13 protein-coding genes and 1 riboswitch are annotated in these 15,594 nt (G+C 71.6%); of the genes, 10 read left to right on the top strand and 3 right to left on the bottom strand.

Annotation, left to right across the window (positions count from 1 at the left end):
- Positions 1–65 precede the first annotated feature (65 nt).
- Positions 66–3,599, top strand: coding sequence for a transcription-repair coupling factor (gene mfd, locus ACIBL4_RS26825; RefSeq protein WP_399414361.1), 3,534 nt, complete (start codon positions 66–68; stop codon positions 3,597–3,599).
- Positions 3,600–3,612: 13 nt separating this feature from the next.
- Here the strand turns inward: mfd and ACIBL4_RS26820 are convergent, their stop codons facing one another.
- From ACIBL4_RS26820 to ACIBL4_RS26810, 3 genes are all read right to left on the bottom strand, one after another.
- Positions 3,613–3,984 (bottom strand): MerR family transcriptional regulator, encoded by a 372-nt coding sequence (locus ACIBL4_RS26820; RefSeq protein ID WP_399414577.1) that lies wholly within the window; start codon positions 3,982–3,984, stop codon positions 3,613–3,615.
- Between the two features lie 26 nt (positions 3,985–4,010).
- A complete protein-coding gene (locus ACIBL4_RS26815; protein WP_399414358.1) occupies positions 4,011–4,772 on the bottom strand; it encodes an SDR family NAD(P)-dependent oxidoreductase in 762 nt (253 codons plus the stop codon).
- A 113-nt stretch (positions 4,773–4,885) separates the two neighbouring features.
- Complete coding sequence (locus ACIBL4_RS26810) at positions 4,886–5,071, bottom strand: antitoxin (RefSeq protein WP_399414355.1); 186 nt, start codon at positions 5,069–5,071, stop codon at positions 4,886–4,888.
- Between the two features lie 161 nt (positions 5,072–5,232).
- Here ACIBL4_RS26810 and ACIBL4_RS26805 point away from each other — a divergent pair, with 161 nt between their 5' ends.
- The 9 genes from ACIBL4_RS26805 to eno all read left to right on the top strand — a co-directional run bounded on the left by ACIBL4_RS26805 (position 5,233) and on the right by eno (position 15,528).
- Entirely contained in the window at positions 5,233–6,009 is a 777-nt protein-coding gene (locus ACIBL4_RS26805) for an HNH endonuclease family protein (protein WP_399414353.1), read from the top strand.
- 35 nt (positions 6,010–6,044) lie between these two features.
- Positions 6,045–7,253, top strand: coding sequence for an MFS transporter (locus tag ACIBL4_RS26800; RefSeq protein WP_399414576.1), 1,209 nt, complete (start codon positions 6,045–6,047; stop codon positions 7,251–7,253).
- Between the two features lie 40 nt (positions 7,254–7,293).
- Entirely contained in the window at positions 7,294–8,037 is a 744-nt protein-coding gene (locus tag ACIBL4_RS26795) for an N-acetyltransferase (RefSeq protein WP_399414351.1), read from the top strand.
- Positions 8,038–8,410: 373 nt separating this feature from the next.
- Complete coding sequence (locus tag ACIBL4_RS26790; RefSeq protein ID WP_399414348.1) at positions 8,411–9,058, top strand: SurA N-terminal domain-containing protein; 648 nt, start codon at positions 8,411–8,413, stop codon at positions 9,056–9,058.
- A gap of 86 nt (positions 9,059–9,144) precedes the next feature.
- Positions 9,145–10,113, top strand: a complete 969-nt coding sequence (locus ACIBL4_RS26785) for a nucleoside triphosphate pyrophosphohydrolase (protein ID WP_399414346.1) — start codon at positions 9,145–9,147, stop codon at positions 10,111–10,113.
- Positions 10,114–10,536: 423 nt separating this feature from the next.
- On the top strand, positions 10,537–11,835 hold the full coding sequence (locus ACIBL4_RS26780) for a cytochrome P450 (RefSeq protein WP_399414343.1): 1,299 nt from the start codon (positions 10,537–10,539) through the stop codon (positions 11,833–11,835).
- Between the two features lie 128 nt (positions 11,836–11,963).
- Positions 11,964–12,890 (top strand): transglycosylase family protein, encoded by a 927-nt coding sequence (locus ACIBL4_RS26775; RefSeq protein ID WP_399414341.1) that lies wholly within the window; start codon positions 11,964–11,966, stop codon positions 12,888–12,890.
- A 228-nt stretch (positions 12,891–13,118) separates the two neighbouring features.
- Positions 13,119–13,284: riboswitch (cyclic di-AMP (ydaO/yuaA leader) on the top strand.
- A 4-nt stretch (positions 13,285–13,288) separates the two neighbouring features.
- Positions 13,289–13,969, top strand: a complete 681-nt coding sequence (locus ACIBL4_RS26770) for a transglycosylase family protein (RefSeq protein ID WP_399414338.1) — start codon at positions 13,289–13,291, stop codon at positions 13,967–13,969.
- Positions 13,970–14,247: 278 nt separating this feature from the next.
- Positions 14,248–15,528: a phosphopyruvate hydratase gene (eno, locus tag ACIBL4_RS26765; RefSeq protein WP_356028655.1), complete on the top strand. Its 1,281-nt coding sequence runs from the start codon at positions 14,248–14,250 to the stop codon at positions 15,526–15,528.
- Positions 15,529–15,594: the final 66 nt, after the last annotated feature.

The following is a 15,594-nucleotide window of genomic DNA, read 5'->3' as shown; positions in this document are numbered from 1 at the left end:
ACCCCCGGCCCGCAGCGCGCGTCGGGCCCGTCGTGTTGCCCACCCCTGGACGGAAAAATCCCCGAATGAGCCTGCATGGTCTGCTCGACGCCGTAACCAAGGACGCCGCCCTCGCGGAAGCGATCAACGCGGCCGCAGACGGCAACCGCATGCACGTCGACCTGGTCGGCCCCCCTGCGGCCCGCCCCTTCGCGGTCGCCGCCCTGGCCCGCGACACGGGCCGCCCGGTGCTGGCGGTGACGGCGACGGGCCGTGAGGCGGAGGACCTGGCCGCGGCTCTGCGCTCCCTCCTCCCGCCGGAGGGGGTCGTGGAGTACCCCTCCTGGGAGACGCTCCCGCACGAGCGGCTCAGCCCCCGCAGCGACACCGTCGGCCGCCGCCTGGCCGTGCTGCGCCGTCTGGCCCACCCGCGCCCCGACGACCCCGAGACCGGCCCGGTCTCCGTCGTCGTCGCGCCCGTCCGGTCCGTGCTCCAGCCGCAGGTCAAGGGCCTCGGCGACCTGGAGCCGGTCGCCCTGCGGACCGGCCAGACCGCCGATCTGAACGAGATCGTCGACGCCCTCGCGGCCGCCGCCTACGCGCGCGTGGAGCTGGTGGAGAAGCGCGGCGAGTTCGCCGTGCGCGGCGGCATCCTCGATGTGTTTCCGCCCACCGAGGAACACCCCCTGCGTGTCGAGTTCTGGGGTGACGACGTCGAGGAGATCCGCTACTTCAAGGTCGCCGACCAGCGCTCCCTCGAAGTCGCCGAGCACGGCCTGTGGGCGCCGCCGTGCCGCGAGCTGCTGCTCACCGAGGACGTCCGCGCGCGGGCGCGTGCCCTGGCCGAGGAGCACCCCGAGCTCGGCGAACTGCTCGGCAAGATCGCCGAGGGGATCGCGGTGGAGGGCATGGAGTCCCTCGCGCCGGTCCTGGTCGACGACATGGAGTTGTTGCTCGACGTGCTGCCCAAGGGCTCCATGGCCGTCGTGTGCGACCCGGAGCGGGTCCGCACGCGCGCGTCGGACCTGGTGGCCACGTCGCAGGAGTTCCTCCAGGCCTCCTGGGCGGCCACCGCCGGCGGCGGCGAGGCGCCCATCGACGTCGGCGCGGCCTCCCTGTGGTCCATCGCCGACGTCCGGGACCGGGCGCGCGAGCTGGACATGATGTGGTGGTCGGTGTCGCCGTTCGCCGCGGACGAGGAGCTGGACGCGGACACGCTCAAGCTCGGCATGCACGCCCCGGAGACCTACCGCGGCGACACCGCCAAGGCCCTCGCCGACACCAAGGGCTGGCTCGCCGACGGCTGGCGCGCGGTGTTCGTCACCGAGGCGCACGGCCCGGCGGCCCGTACGGTCGAGGTGCTGGGCGGCGAGGGCATCGCGGCCCGCCTCGACGCGGACCTCGCCGACATCTCCCCGTCGGTCGTGCACGTGGCGTGCGGCTCGATCGAGCACGGCTTCGTCGACCCGGCCCTCAGACTCGCCGTGCTGACCGAGACGGACCTGACGGGCCAGCGGGCGGCGGGCCGCGAGGGCGCCCGGATGCCGGCCCGGCGCCGCAAGACCATCGACCCGCTCACCCTGGAGCCGGGCGACTACATCGTCCACGAGCAGCACGGCGTCGGCCGCTACATCGAGATGGTGCAGCGCACCGTGCAGGGCGCGACCCGCGAGTACCTGGTCGTCGAGTACGCGCCCGCCAAGCGCGGCCAGCCCGGCGACCGCCTGTACATCCCCACCGACCAGCTGGAGCAGATCACCAAGTACGTCGGCGGCGAGGCCCCCACCCTGCACCGCCTCGGCGGTGCCGACTGGACGAAGACGAAGGCCCGCGCGAAGAAGGCAGTCAAGGAGATCGCCGCCGACCTGATCAAGCTCTACAGCGCCCGCATGGCGGCCCCCGGCCACGCCTTCGGATCGGACACCCCCTGGCAGCGCGAGCTGGAGGACGCCTTCCCCTACGCGGAGACGCCCGACCAGCTCACCACCATCGCCGAGGTCAAGGAGGACATGGAGAAGTCGGTCCCGATGGACCGCCTGATCTGTGGCGACGTCGGCTACGGCAAGACCGAGATCGCGGTCCGGGCCGCCTTCAAGGCCGTCCAGGACGGCAAGCAGGTCGCCGTCCTGGTGCCCACGACCCTGCTGGTGCAGCAGCACTTCGGGACGTTCAGCGAGCGGTACGCGCAGTTCCCGGTGAGCGTGAAGGCGCTGTCCCGCTTCCAGACCGACACGGAGGCCAAGGCGGTGCTGGAAGGCCTGCGCGAGGGCTCGGTGGACATCGTCATCGGCACCCACCGCCTGTTCTCGTCCGAGACCAAGTTCAAGGACCTGGGCCTGGTCATCGTCGACGAGGAGCAGCGCTTCGGCGTCGAGCACAAGGAGCAGCTGAAGAAGCTCCGCGCCAACGTCGACGTGCTGACCATGTCCGCCACCCCGATCCCCAGGACGCTGGAGATGGCGGTGACCGGCATCCGCGAGATGTCCACGATCACGACACCGCCGGAGGAACGGCACCCGGTGCTGACCTTCGTCGGCCCCTACGAGGAGAAGCAGATCGGCGCCGCCATCCGCCGCGAGCTGCTGCGCGAGGGCCAGGTCTTCTACATCCACAACCGCGTCGAGTCCATCGACCGGGCGGCCGCCCGGCTGCGCGAGATCGTCCCCGAGGCGCGCATCGCCACCGCCCACGGCCAGATGTCCGAGCAGGCGCTTGAACAGGTCGTCGTCGACTTCTGGGAGAAGAAGTTCGACGTGCTGGTGTCCACGACGATCGTCGAGTCCGGCATCGACATCTCCAACGCCAACACCCTCATCGTCGAGCGCGGCGACACCTTCGGCCTGTCCCAGCTGCACCAGCTGCGCGGCCGGGTGGGCCGTGGCCGCGAGCGCGGGTACGCGTACTTCCTCTACCCGCCGGAGAAGCCCCTGACCGAGACCGCGCACGAGCGGCTCGCGACCATCGCCCAGCACACGGAGATGGGCGCCGGCATGTACGTGGCGATGAAGGACCTGGAGATCCGCGGCGCGGGCAACCTGCTCGGCGGCGAACAGTCCGGGCACATCGCGGGCGTCGGCTTCGACCTGTACGTGCGGATGGTCGGCGAGGCCGTCGCCGACTACCGCCGCCAGCTGGAGACCGGCGAGATCGAGGAGGAGCCGCCGCTCGAGGTCAAGATCGAGCTGCCCGTCGACGCGCACGTCCCGCACGACTACGCGCCCGGCGAGCGCCTCCGGCTCCAGGCGTACCGCGCCATCGCCTCCGCCAACACGGAGGAGGACATCAAGGCCGTGCGCGAGGAACTCGTCGACCGCTACGGCAAGTTGCCCGAGCCGGTGGAGAACCTGCTGCTCGTGGCCGGCCTGCGGATGCTCGCGCGGGCGTGCGGCGTCGGCGAGATCGTGCTCCAGGGCACCAACATCCGCTTCGCGCCGGTGGAGTTGCGCGAGTCGCAGGAGCTGCGGGTCAAGCGGCTGTACCCCGGCGTCGTCATCAAGCCGGCCGTCCACCAGGTGCTGATCCCGCGCCCCAAGACCGCGAAGGTCGGCGGCAAGCCGCTGGTCGGGCGCGATCTGCTGGCGTGGGTCGGGGAGTTCCTGACGTCGGTACTGGGCTCCTGACGCTGACGCCCTGTCAGGCCACCGGTCGTACGCGAGCGCCGGTGGCCTCGCGCAGCGCCGCCGCCAGCCGGTCGCGGACCTCGACCTGCGCGGCGATGCGCGCGTCCAGCACCGCGAGACGGCCGGCGGCGATCCGGAGCGCCTCCTCGGAGGCGGGTCCGGCCGTGACGTCGCCGTCCAGGCACGGCAGGAACACCCTTACGTCGTCGAGCGTCAAGCCCACGTCCAGCAGACGGCGGACGTTGCGGACGCGGACGGCCGTACCGGCGTCGTACAGGCGGTAGCCGTTCGCGGCGCGTTCGGAGGTGATGAGCCCCGCCTGCTCGTAGTGGCGCAGGGCGCGCGGCGTCGTGCCGGTCTCCTCGGCGAGTTCGCCGATCCGCATACGTGGTTCCGCCATGTGCCTCAGTCTCATGTGACGACCGCGCCGCCGTCCACCGGAAGGATCACGCCGGTAACGAACGAGGCCTGCGGCGAGGCCAGTTGCGTGATCGCCCACGCCACCTCCTCGGGGCGTCCGATCCGGCCGAGCGGTGTGTGCGCGAGCTGCCACGCGCGGATCGCCGCCGCCTGCTCGGGAGTGTGGCCCGCGTGTTCGCCGATCGGTGTGCCGATCGCGCCCGGCGCCACGGCGGCGACCCGGATCCCCAGCGGGGCGAGCTCCACCGCCCAACTGCGCGTGAGCACCTCCAGGGCGGCCTTCCCGGCCGCGTACAGGGAGTTGCCCGGCCAGCCGCGCTGCCCGACGGCCGTCGTCACGTTCACGATCACACCCCGGCTGTCCTCCAGTGCCGGAAGCGCGGCCTGCACGAGCAGGACGGGAGCGAGGAGGTTCGTCGCGAGCTGGGGCTCGACGGCGGCACGCGTGTAGGTGCGCAGGGACTGGGTGTTGACGATGCCCGCGTTGTTCACCAGCACGTCGATGCGGCCGTGCCGGTCGAGTGCCGTACGGACGATGCGTTCGGGACCGTCGTCGGCCGTGATGTCGGCGACGAGCGGGCTGATGCGGGCCGGGTCGTGGGCGGCGGTCTCGGTGAGGGGCGCCGCGCGGCGGCCCACCGCCACGACGTGTCCCCCCGCGTCGGCGAACGCCTGGGCGGTTGCCCGGCCGATACCGGTTCCGGCGCCGGTGACGACTACGGTGCGCGGGGTCTTCGAATGTGGGAATGCCATGCGGGGATCGTCGGACCCTGACGTCAGTGTCAAGGTCAAGCGAACGCGTCACGGCCGAGCGAAGCCGCCCGCAGGAGCTTTCTGGCCGCGGACGGCCTCTGAGGGCGGAGGCCTTACTGCTGGTCGGGCCGTTCGCGGTCGCGGTCCATGCCGAGCTGTCCCTCGACCCGCTGCTGCCCGGCGTCGATCTGGTCCTCGTACTTGCCGCCGGTCCTCTCGTTCATCTTCTGTTCCGCGGCGTCGGAGCCTTGCTTGCCCTTGTTCCGCCCCTGGCTCTTGAACTTGTCGAAGATGCCCATTCAGAAACTCCCTCCGGGGATGGCTCAGAACCGACGATACGCGCGGCATGCGATGAATGCCCGTTTAGGGCCGATGTGGTCTGGACCTCATCCTCGCTACGGTGGGACCAGGCACACGCCGCCCGTGCGGAGGCGGAAGGCAAGCAGGGGAGGGGCGTACGGTGAGGCGTCTGAGGCGCGGGGCGGCACTGGCCGTCGCGATGATGTTCGCCGGCCCGGCACTGGCCGGCTGTGAAGGCCTGACCCCGCCCGCGGACGGCGGTGGACCCTCGGGTTCCGGCGTCCCGACGGCCGGTGACGGACGGGCCGTGAGCCCGCTGGACAACCCGGACGGCACGAAGCCGGGCCTGGCGGCGATCACCTCCACCGAGGACAAGGCGCGGGCCCGTGCCGTCATCGAGAAGGTGCAGACGAAGGGACGCGGGCCCAGGACGGGCTACGAACGGGACAAGTTCGGCTACGCCTGGATGGACTCGGCACCGGCCGACGTCCCCTTCGCCCGCAACGGGTGCGACTCGCGCAACGACCTCCTGAAGCGCGACGGGGAGGACCTCCGCTTCCGCTCGGGCTCGGACTGCGTCGTCATGGCGCTGACGCTGCACGACCCCTACACCGGGAAGGTCATCGAGTGGACCAAGTCCCGTGCGACGAAGGTTCAGATAGACCACGTCATGCCGCTGTCCTACGACTGGCAGATGGGCGCCTCGCGCTGGACGAAGGACAAGCGTGAGGCCATCGCGAACGACCCGCTCAACCTCGTCCCGGTGGACGGGCCGACCAACGGCTCCAAGGGCGACTCCGGTCCGGCGTCCTGGCTGCCGCCGAACAAGCGGATCCGCTGCGCCTACGCGGTGCGCTTCGCCCAGGTGTCACTGAAGTACGAGCTTCCCGTCACGGCGGCGGACAAGCGGATGATGCTGAAGCAGTGCGGCAGTTGAAACCGGACGAGGGGAACCCGGCCGGAGCGGCCCGGATGCCGAGCGGGCTCGTCGCGCTGGCGCTCGGCGGGTTCGGCATCGGTCTGACCGAGTTCCTCATCGCCGGGCTGCTGCCGCAGGTGGCGTCGAGCTTCGCGGTGTCCGAGGCGGCCGCGGGCCGGCTGATCTCCGGATACGCGCTGAGTGTCGCGGTGGGAGCGATCGCCCTGACCGCGGCGACGGCACGGCTGCCCCGCAAGCAGGTCCTGGTCGGCCTGGTGGCGCTGTTCGTCCTCGGCAACCTGCTGTCGGCCGTCGCGCCGAACTACGCCGTGATGCTGCTCGGGCGGATCGTCGCGGCGTTGTGCCACGGCTCGTTCTTCGGCATCGGCTCGCTGGTCGCGCGCCGTCTGGTCGCGCCGGAGAAGAAGTCCCAGGCCGTGGCGGTCATGTTCGCCGGGCTGACGGTCGCGAACGTGCTCGGTGTGCCGTTCGGCGCGCTGGTCGGTGAGCGCTGGGGCTGGCGGGCGGCGTTCTGGGCGGTCACCGCGATCGGCGTCCTCGCCCTGGCGGGAATCGCCGCACTGGTGCCCGCGTGGGCGGGCCGGACACCTCCGCCCACCGGGCCGGCCGACGGAGAACCGGTGCCGCCCAGCGGCCTGCGGGCGCAGGTGCGGGCCTTCCGGTCCTGGCAGGTCTGGCTGACCCTGACGGCCACCGCGCTCGGCTACGGCGGGATGTTCGGTGCCTTCAGCTACATCGCCTACACCTTCACCGAGGTCAGCGGCTTCGCCCCGGCGGACGTCGCCTGGCTGCTGATGGTCTACGGCGTCGGACTGGTCGTCGGAAACCTGGTCGGCGGGCGCGCGGCCGACCGCGACCGTGACCGTGCGCTGGTCCTCGCCCTGTCCGGACTCACCCTCACCCTGGCGCTGTTCGGGCTGCTCGCCGGCAGCGCCACCGCCTCGGTCGTCCTCGTGTTCGTGATGGGCGTGACCGGGTTCGCCAGTGTGCCCGGGATGATCACGCGTGTCACCGACTACGCGCACGGCGCGGCACTGGCCGCCAGCGCCAACGTGTCCGCGTCCAACGTCGGCAACGCCCTCGGCGCCTGGCTCGGAGGCCTGGCCATCACCGCGGGCCTGGGCTACGCCTCACCGCTCTACGTCGGCGCCGGCATCGCCCTGCTGGCCACGGTCGTCATGGTCATCGCCGCACGGCAGGCCAGGTCTTCGCAGGTGGAAGACCGTGTCCCCACGCGGTAATTCGGTTCCGGCCCCGCCCCGGCACGCCTACCGTGACCGCATGCAGCGGAAGATATCGAGCCTCGCCGACCGCCCGGACATGCGGGAGCGGGTCGTCGGGATGGCGGACAGCTGGCCGGAGTTCACGATCCAGGACCTCGTCGGTGCCGCGCACTTCCCGCGGATCGCCGCCGAACTCCCGGACTACGTCCTGTTCGCCGAGGACGAGCAGGGCGAGGTCGTCGCGAACGGCTACAGCGTGCCCTTCGCCCTCCAGGCCGAGGGCCGTGGCCGACTGCCCGGGAACGGCTGGGACACGGTCCTCGTGTGGGCGTTCTCCGACCTGCGCCGCGGCGTCCGCCCGGACACCGTCAGCGCGATCTCGATCTCCGTCGCCCCGCACGCCCAGGGCCGCGGCCTGTCCGCGCTGATGCTCTCGGCCATGCGCGACAACGCCCGGGCGTACGGCTTCCGGGAGGTCGTCGCCCCGGTCCGCCCCAACGCCAAGCACCTGGAACCGCACACCCCCATCGAGGAGTACGCCCACCGGGTCCGCCCCGACGGCCTGCCCCAGGACCCGTGGCTGCGGGTCCACGCCCGGGCCGGTGCCACCATCGACTCCGTGGCACCGGCGTCCATGACGGTGGCGGCCTCACTGGCGGACTGGCGCCGCTGGACGGGGCTGCCCTTCGACACCCGGGGCGACATCGAGGTACCCGGCGCCCTGGTGCCGGTGCGCTGCGAACCGGAGCGCGGCTACGCCGTGTACGTCGAGCCCAACGTGTGGATGCGGCATCCCCTGTGACCGGGCGGGCCCGAACCGGAGTTCCCCTACGACCGTAGGCCGGGTGCCCGTGGCGTTCGCGATCAGCGCGGTGATCGGACTTCCCCGGCGGCCCCTACACGGCGGGTCTCTACGTCACACTCCTCGCCGCCGGGCTGCCGGCAGCGGCGATCCGGGTCCAGGAACGCGGGGAGCCCTGACCGGCCCGGAGACCCCGGGACGGGACCGCGCCGACCCCCCCCGGCGCGACTCCCCTCCCGGCCCGGTCCGCGCGGCGGTGCCGGAAGTCCCGGTGAATCGTTGGTCGAATGGGTTGGCCAGAGCTTGGCCACTGCCTACCATCGATCACCGCAAGACCTTGTGCACCGTCGCACAATCTCCTCGGGAGGTCTCCTTGCACCGCCGCCGTCGCACCGCGCTCCTCCTCACCGCCGCGATCGCCGCCGCGGCGCCCCTTCTCACCGCCTGCGGCAACGACGCGCATCCCGGCGCCGCGGCCGTGGTGGGCGGCCAGCGGATCACCGTCTCGCAGCTGGAGGACCGGGTCGGCGAGGTACGCGCGGCCCAGCGGGCGGCCGTGCGGGACGACGCCCAGTACCAGCAGGCCATCGCCGGCACCGGCACGCTCACCCGCGACACCCTGCACACCATGGTCCTCGACCGGGTGCTGCACCGCGCGGCCCAGGACGCCGGTGTGACCGTCACCCGCAGGGAGATCCAGGAGATGCGGTCCGGCCTGGAGGAGCAGGCCGGCGGCGCCAAGGCGCTGGAGACCACCTGGCTCCAGCAGTACGGCATCCCGCCGCAGCGCCTGGAGGAGAACCTCCGCCTTCAGCTGGAGGCGCAGAAGCTCGCTCGGAAGCTCGGCACCGACACCAACCGTCCCGAGTTCTGGAAGGCCCTGTCCGAGGCCTCCAAGGACCTGAACGTCGACCTCAACCCGCGCTACGGCACCTGGGACGTCCAGAAGAGCAGCCGAGCCGACGCGAAGACGCCGTGGGTACGGGACGTGTCGGCGGCGCAGGCGCAGCAGAACATGTAGGAGTACCGCCCCGGGTGCCCAGGGGTCCTGTCCAGGGGCTGTGGATAACTTCCGGGGTTGTCGGCGCCGTGGGATAGCTTCGAATCGTGAACGCCAACAGCCCCGAAGCCCCCGGCCGCATCGTCCTGCTCACCACCAGCCACCGCGTCGCCCCCGGCCTGCTGTCCTGGCCCGCCTGGCAGGCGCTGCACGCGGCCGACCAGGTGCTGTGCGCGGACGGCGCGCATCCGCAGCTGCCGTATCTGCGCGAGGCGGGGATCACCGTCGACGAGGCGTCCCCGACGGCCGAGGAACTGGTCGACGCCTGCGCCGGCGGACGCACGCTGGTCGTCGTGGCGACGGGCGAGGGCGAGCCGGCCCTGACGGACGGCCTGGCCCGCCTGGCCGGCACCGGCCGCGTCGCCATGCCCGAGCTGGAGCTGCTCCCCGCGTCCTACGACCTGCCGGGCGCCCGCCTGCTCGATCTCGTCCAGGTCATGGACCGTATCCGCGCCGAGTGCCCCTGGTCGTCCCAGCAGACGCACAAGGGCCTGGCCAAGTACGGCATCGAGGAGGCGTACGAACTCGTCGAGGCGATCGAGGAGGGCGACCGTGACGAACTGCGCGAGGAGCTCGGTGACGTTCTCCTCCAGGTCGTCTTCCACGCCCGGATCGCCGAGGACGACCCGGAGAGCCCCTTCTCCGTCGACGACGTCGCCGCCGGCATCGTCGCCAAGCTGATCCACCGCCACCCGCATGTCTTCGGCGACGAGACGGCCACCACGCCCGAGGAGGTCAAGGCGCACTGGCTGCGCACCAAGGCGGTCGAGAAACAGCGCAGCTCGATCACCGAGGGCATCCCCCTCGGCCAGCCCGGCCTGGCCCTCGCCGCCAAGCTGGCGTCCCGGGCCCGCACCGCCGGCCTGGACATACCGCTCCCGCCGGTGGAGGGCATCGGCTACGACCTGCTGGCCCTGGCCGTCCGCGCGGAGGCGGAGGGCGTCGACCCGGAGGCGGCCCTGCGAGCGGCGGCCCGCGCGTACCGGGACGCGATCAGGGAGGCGGAGCAGGGCTGAGACGGGCCGGGGGAGGCACAAGAGGCGGAGGTGGCTGAGACCGGCCGGGGGCAGGGCACGGGGGGGGGCGGAGGACGACTGGGACCGGCCGGGGAAGGCCCACGAGGGGAGCAGAGCTGAGACGGGGCGTGGGCAGGGCACCGGGGGCGGAGGACGGCTGGGACCGGCCGAGGCAGGGCCGGGCGGAGAGGCGGAGGACCGCTGGGACCGGCCGGGGGCAGGGCACCGGGGGCGGAGGACGGCTGGGACCGGCCGAGGCAGGGCCGGGCGGAGAGGCGGAGGACCGCTGGGACCGGCCGGGGGCAGGGCACTGGGGGCGGAGGACGGCTGGGACCGGCCGAGGCAGGGCCGGGCCGAGAGGCGGAGGACCGCTGGGACCGGCCGGGGAAGGGGAGGGGGCCGGGAGCCGGATACCGTCGGGGAGTGACCGACCAGCCCCAGCCCAGCACCCCGGCCGCCGCTCCCGACCTCTTCACCTGGGAGTTCGCGAGCAACCCCTACCCCGCCTACGCCTGGCTCCGCGAGCACGCCCCCGTGCACCGGACCAAGCTGCCCAGCGGCGTGGAGGCCTGGCTGGTCACGCGGTACGCCGACGCCAAGCAGACGCTCGCCGACCACCGGCTCTCCAAGAACCCGGCGCATCACGACGAGCCCGCACACGCCAAGGGCAAGACCGGGATCCCCGGCGAGCGCAAGGCCGAGCTGATGACGCATCTGCTCAACATCGACCCGCCGGACCACACCCGGCTGCGGCGGCTCGTCTCCAAGGCGTTCACACCCCGCCGGGTCGCCGAGTTCGCGCCGCGGGTGCAGGAGCTCACCGACACCCTCATCGACGGGTTCGCGCGGAAGGGGTCCGCCGACCTCATCCACGAGTTCGCGTTCCCGCTCCCCATCTACGCCATCTGCGACCTGCTCGGCGTCCCCCGCGAGGACCAGGACGACTTCCGCGACTGGGCGGGGATGATGATCCGTCACCAGGGCGGCCCCAGGGGCGGCGTGGCGCGGTCCGTGAAGAAGATGCGCGGCTACCTCGCCGACCTCATCCACCGCAAGCGGGAGGCGCTGCCCGACGAGCCCGCCCCCGGCGAGGACCTCATCTCCGGCCTGATCCGCGCCTCCGACCACGGTGAGCACCTCACCGAGAACGAGGCCGCGGCCATGGCCTTCATCCTGCTGTTCGCCGGCTTCGAAACCACCGTGAACCTGATCGGCAACGGCACCTACGCCCTGCTCACCCACCCCGAGCAGCGCGCGCGCCTCCAGTCGTCCCTCGCCGCCGGGGAGACCAGCCTCCTGGAGACCGGCGTCGAGGAACTCCTGCGCTTCGACGGCCCCGTCGAACTCGCCACCTGGCGGTTCGCCACCCAGCCCCTCACCATCGGCGGGCAGCACATCTCGCCCGGCGACCCGGTCCTCGTCGTGCTGGCCGCCGCGGACCGGGACCCGGAGCGGTTCGCCGATCCGGACGTGCTCGACCTCGCCCGCCGCGACAACCAGCACCTCGGTTACGGCCACGGCATCCACTACTGCCTCGGCGCCCCGCTCGCCCGCCTGGAGGGTCAGACCGCGCTCGCCACGCTCCTCACCCGCCTCCCGGACCTGCGGCTGGCGGCGGATCCGGCCGAGCTGAGATGGCGCGGCGGCCTCATCATGCGCGGTCTGCGCACGCTGCCGGTGGAGTTCTCACCGGCTAAACATGACACGCCGTCAGACCTGTGATCTTCACGTGATCTGCGCGGCATGAACTTGTGACAAGTGATCGTCTGCCGATACGTTCACCCATCATCAGCGCGGCCCGGGAGACCCTGCGCCGCGCCGGTCACTGCTGTCTCGCGAAAGGTCTCCGTATGCTCTCCGGGAACGGTCGGCACCGTCGCCCCCGCCAGGCTCCGGCTCTCCTCGTCGCGGCCGGGGTCACCGGCTCCGCCATCGCGATCCCGCTCCTCGGGGCCTCCGGTGCCAGCGCGGCCGACGGCGCGACCTGGGACCGGGTCGCGGACTGCGAGACCGGCGGCGCCTGGAGCCAGAACAGCGGCAACGGATACTTCGGCGGCCTCCAGTTGTCCCAGGAGGACTGGGAGAACCACGGCGGCCTCGACTACGCCCCGAGTGCCGACCTGGCCAGCCGCTCCCAGCAGATAGCCGTGGCCGAGAGAATCCTCGCCGACCAGGGGGTCGGCGCCTGGCGTACCTGCGGTCTGCTCTCCGGCCTCGAACAGGACAAGGGCTCGGACACGTCCGACTCCTCCGCTCCGACGGACTCACCCGGACTGCTCGACTCCTCCGAGTCGGACGAAACCGCCAATTCCGACAAGTCATCTGATTCTGCCGATTCCTCGACACACGACCAGTCGCAGGAACAGTCACAGGATCAGTCGCAGGACCAGGAGCCCGGCAGTTCCCCGTCGCCCACTCCCGAGAGTGACGAGCCCGCCAAGTCGCCTCAGGACGGGGGTTCTTCGGCCCCGACCGACACCACCTCCGGCCGCCACCGCGGCCCCAGCGCCGACGAGGACGCCAAGGCCGAGGACGGCCGCCCGTCCGGGTCCGCCGGACGGCACGCCTCGCGCGACGGCGAGGCCGCCCGGGAGGCGACGGACGGCTCCTACACCGTCCGCCCCGGCGACAGCCTCTGGTCCATCGCGAACTCTCTTGATCTCAGCGGCGGATGGCGCACGCTCTACGTCGGGAACGAGACGGCTGTCGGCACCGACCCGAACCTCATCCGCCCCGGTCAGAAGCTCACGGTAGGGGTCGAAGCGGACGAGCGGTAGGCGGTGGGGCAGTACGGAAACGGGGGCGGAAGTCACCCCGAAACCGTGCGAGTTCACGTCACTGTTCGTGGCTAATGTCCCTTATCGGTGCGGTGAGAGATAGATCTCAGAAGCCCTGATCGTCTTTGAAATTCCGCCGATCGCATGTCTACGGTCATGACCGCTCGCCACCGCGAGCCCCGGCTGCCGCAACGCCGAATCCTGCCAGCGGCCGCACGGGAACAGTCGTCGCGTCAAGCGCCGTAGGCAGGAGCGGGGGACCCAAGGTAGGTGTCCGACCGGCCAGTTGGCCGGAAGGGCTTGGGGTGAAGCCGCGTCCCGGGAGGGACGCGGCCGGGCAACTCAACCGGCCCGAACCCGACAGCTCACCTCGCAGGCGTCGGTGAGGGGATCTCTCCATGCTGTTTTCCGGCAAGGGCACGCACCGCCGTCCGTCCAAGGCCTCTCGGGTCATCGCCATCGCCGGTGTCACCGGTGCCGCCGTCGCCGCCCCGCTGATGGCGGCCGGCAACGCCTCCGCCGCCACCGCCTCCGAGTGGGACGCCGTCGCCCAGTGCGAGTCCGGCGGCAACTGGTCCATCAACACCGGCAACGGCTACTACGGCGGTCTGCAGTTCTCCGCCTCCACCTGGTCCGCGTACGGCGGCACCCAGTACGCCTCCACCGCCGACCAGGCCACCAAGGACCAGCAGATCCAGATCGCCGAGAAGGTCCTCGCGAGCCAGGGCAAGGGTGCCTGGCCGGTCTGTGGCAAGGGCCTGTCGAGCGCCGGCTACAGCGGCGGCTCCGAGCAGAGCAGCGGCTCCACCGAGACCCGCCAGACCGAGCAGCAGCCGGCCTCCCGCTCCGACGAGCGCCCGGCCCAGACCCAGAAGACCCAGAAGACCGTCACCACCCCGACCGGCAAGAAGGTCAAGAAGGGCGACGGCGAGTACAAGGTCGTCAAGGGTGACACCCTCAGCTCCATCGCGACCGAGCAGAAGGTCGAGGGCGGCTGGGAGAAGCTGTTCGAGCTGAACAAGGACATCATCACGGACGCCAACCTGATCTACCCGGGCCAGCAGCTGCACCTGAAGTAAGCAGCGGCCCACCCCCGTCCCCACGGGCTCCCCGCCCCGGTGCGTCATCCCCCGTGCGCGCCGGGGCGGGGTTTTTTTCTGCCGGTCTTTTCTGCCGGTCTTTGCGAACCGGCTTTGTTCCGTTCGGAAACAATTTACTCTCGGTTCTGTCCATGGGGTGGGCGACCCGGTGGCCGATCGCCCGGAGCCGGTTAGGCTCATGTCGCGAGCCACCGCGGCCCGCGCCTCGCCGGGCCCCGCGGCCCGCGTACCCGCGTCACATGAAGAAGGAGATGCTCGTGCCGTCCATCGACGTCGTCGTAGCCCGGGAAATCCTGGACTCCCGAGGCAACCCCACGGTCGAGGTCGAGGTCGGCCTCGACGACGGCAGCACCGGTCGTGCCGCCGTCCCGTCCGGCGCCTCCACGGGCGCCTTCGAGGCCATCGAGCTGCGCGACGGCGACTCGAACCGCTACCTCGGCAAGGGTGTGGAGAAGGCCGTCCTCGCGGTCATCGAGCAGATCGGCCCGGAGCTCGTCGGCTACGACGCCACCGAGCAGCGCCTGATCGACCAGGCCATGTTCGACCTGGACGCCACCGACAACAAGGGCTCCCTCGGCGCCAACGCCATCCTCGGCGTCTCCCTCGCCGTCGCCCACGCCGCCTCCGAGGCCAGCGACCTGCCGCTGTTCCGCTACCTGGGCGGCCCGAACGCGCACCTGCTGCCCGTGCCGATGATGAACATCCTGAACGGCGGCTCGCACGCCGACTCCAACGTGGACATCCAGGAGTTCATGATCGCCCCGATCGGCGCGGAGTCCTTCTCCGAGGCCCTGCGCTGGGGCGCCGAGGTCTACCACACGCTGAAGAAGGTCCTGAAGTCGAAGGGCCTGGCCACCGGCCTCGGCGACGAGGGCGGCTTCGCCCCGAACCTCGGCTCCAACCGCGAGGCCCTCGACCTCATCCTCGAGGCGATCAACGAGGCCGGCTACACCCCCGGCGAGCAGATCGCCCTGGCCCTCGACGTGGCCGCGTCCGAGTTCTACAAGGACGGCGTCTACACCTTCGAGGGCAAGGAGCGCTCGGCGGCCGAGATGACCGAGTACTACGCGGAGCTCGTCGACGCGTACCCGCTCGTCTCCATCGAGGACCCGCTGTTCGAGGACGACTGGGACGGCTGGAAGACCATCACCGACAAGCTCGGTGACAAGGTCCAGCTCGTCGGCGACGACCTGTTCGTCACCAACCCCGAGCGCCTGGCCCGCGGCATCGAGGAGGGCGCGGCCAACGCGCTCCTGGTCAAGGTCAACCAGATCGGCTCCCTGACCGAGACCCTGGACGCCGTCGAGCTGGCCCAGCGCAACGGCTTCAAGTGCATGATGTCCCACCGCTCCGGCGAGACCGAGGACGTCACCATCGCCGACCTGGCCGTCGCCACCAACTGCGGCCAGATCAAGACCGGCGCTCCGGCCCGCTCCGAGCGCGTCGCCAAGTACAACCAGCTCCTGCGCATCGAGGAGATCCTCGACGACGCGGCGGTGTACGCCGGCCGCTCGGCGTTCCCGCGCTTCAAGGGCTGACCCGGCCCGTAAGTAGCAGCGTCGTACGTACGTCCCCGTACCCGGTCCCGTACCGTGTCCGGGGAC

It is taken from the genome of Streptomyces sp. NPDC050416 (assembly GCF_044458845.1).
Taxonomy (GTDB): Bacteria; Actinomycetota; Actinomycetes; order Streptomycetales; family Streptomycetaceae; genus Streptomyces.
The sequence above is the reverse complement of the archived record's forward strand: the minus strand, read 5'-3'. Positions and strand labels throughout refer to the sequence as shown.

Coding starts and splice junctions, on each gene's coding strand:
- mfd (WP_399414361.1), top strand. CDS start 66: ATGAGCCTGCATGGTCTGCTCGACGCCGTAACCAAGGACGCCGCCCTC.
- ACIBL4_RS26820 (WP_399414577.1), bottom strand. CDS start 3,984: ATGCGGATCGGCGAACTCGCCGAGGAGACCGGCACGACGCCGCGCGCC.
- ACIBL4_RS26815 (WP_399414358.1), bottom strand. CDS start 4,772: ATGGCATTCCCACATTCGAAGACCCCGCGCACCGTAGTCGTCACCGGC.
- ACIBL4_RS26810 (WP_399414355.1), bottom strand. CDS start 5,071: ATGGGCATCTTCGACAAGTTCAAGAGCCAGGGGCGGAACAAGGGCAAG.
- ACIBL4_RS26800 (WP_399414576.1), top strand. CDS start 6,045: ATGCCGAGCGGGCTCGTCGCGCTGGCGCTCGGCGGGTTCGGCATCGGT.
- ACIBL4_RS26795 (WP_399414351.1), top strand. CDS start 7,294: ATGCAGCGGAAGATATCGAGCCTCGCCGACCGCCCGGACATGCGGGAG.
- ACIBL4_RS26775 (WP_399414341.1), top strand. CDS start 11,964: ATGCTCTCCGGGAACGGTCGGCACCGTCGCCCCCGCCAGGCTCCGGCT.
- ACIBL4_RS26770 (WP_399414338.1), top strand. CDS start 13,289: ATGCTGTTTTCCGGCAAGGGCACGCACCGCCGTCCGTCCAAGGCCTCT.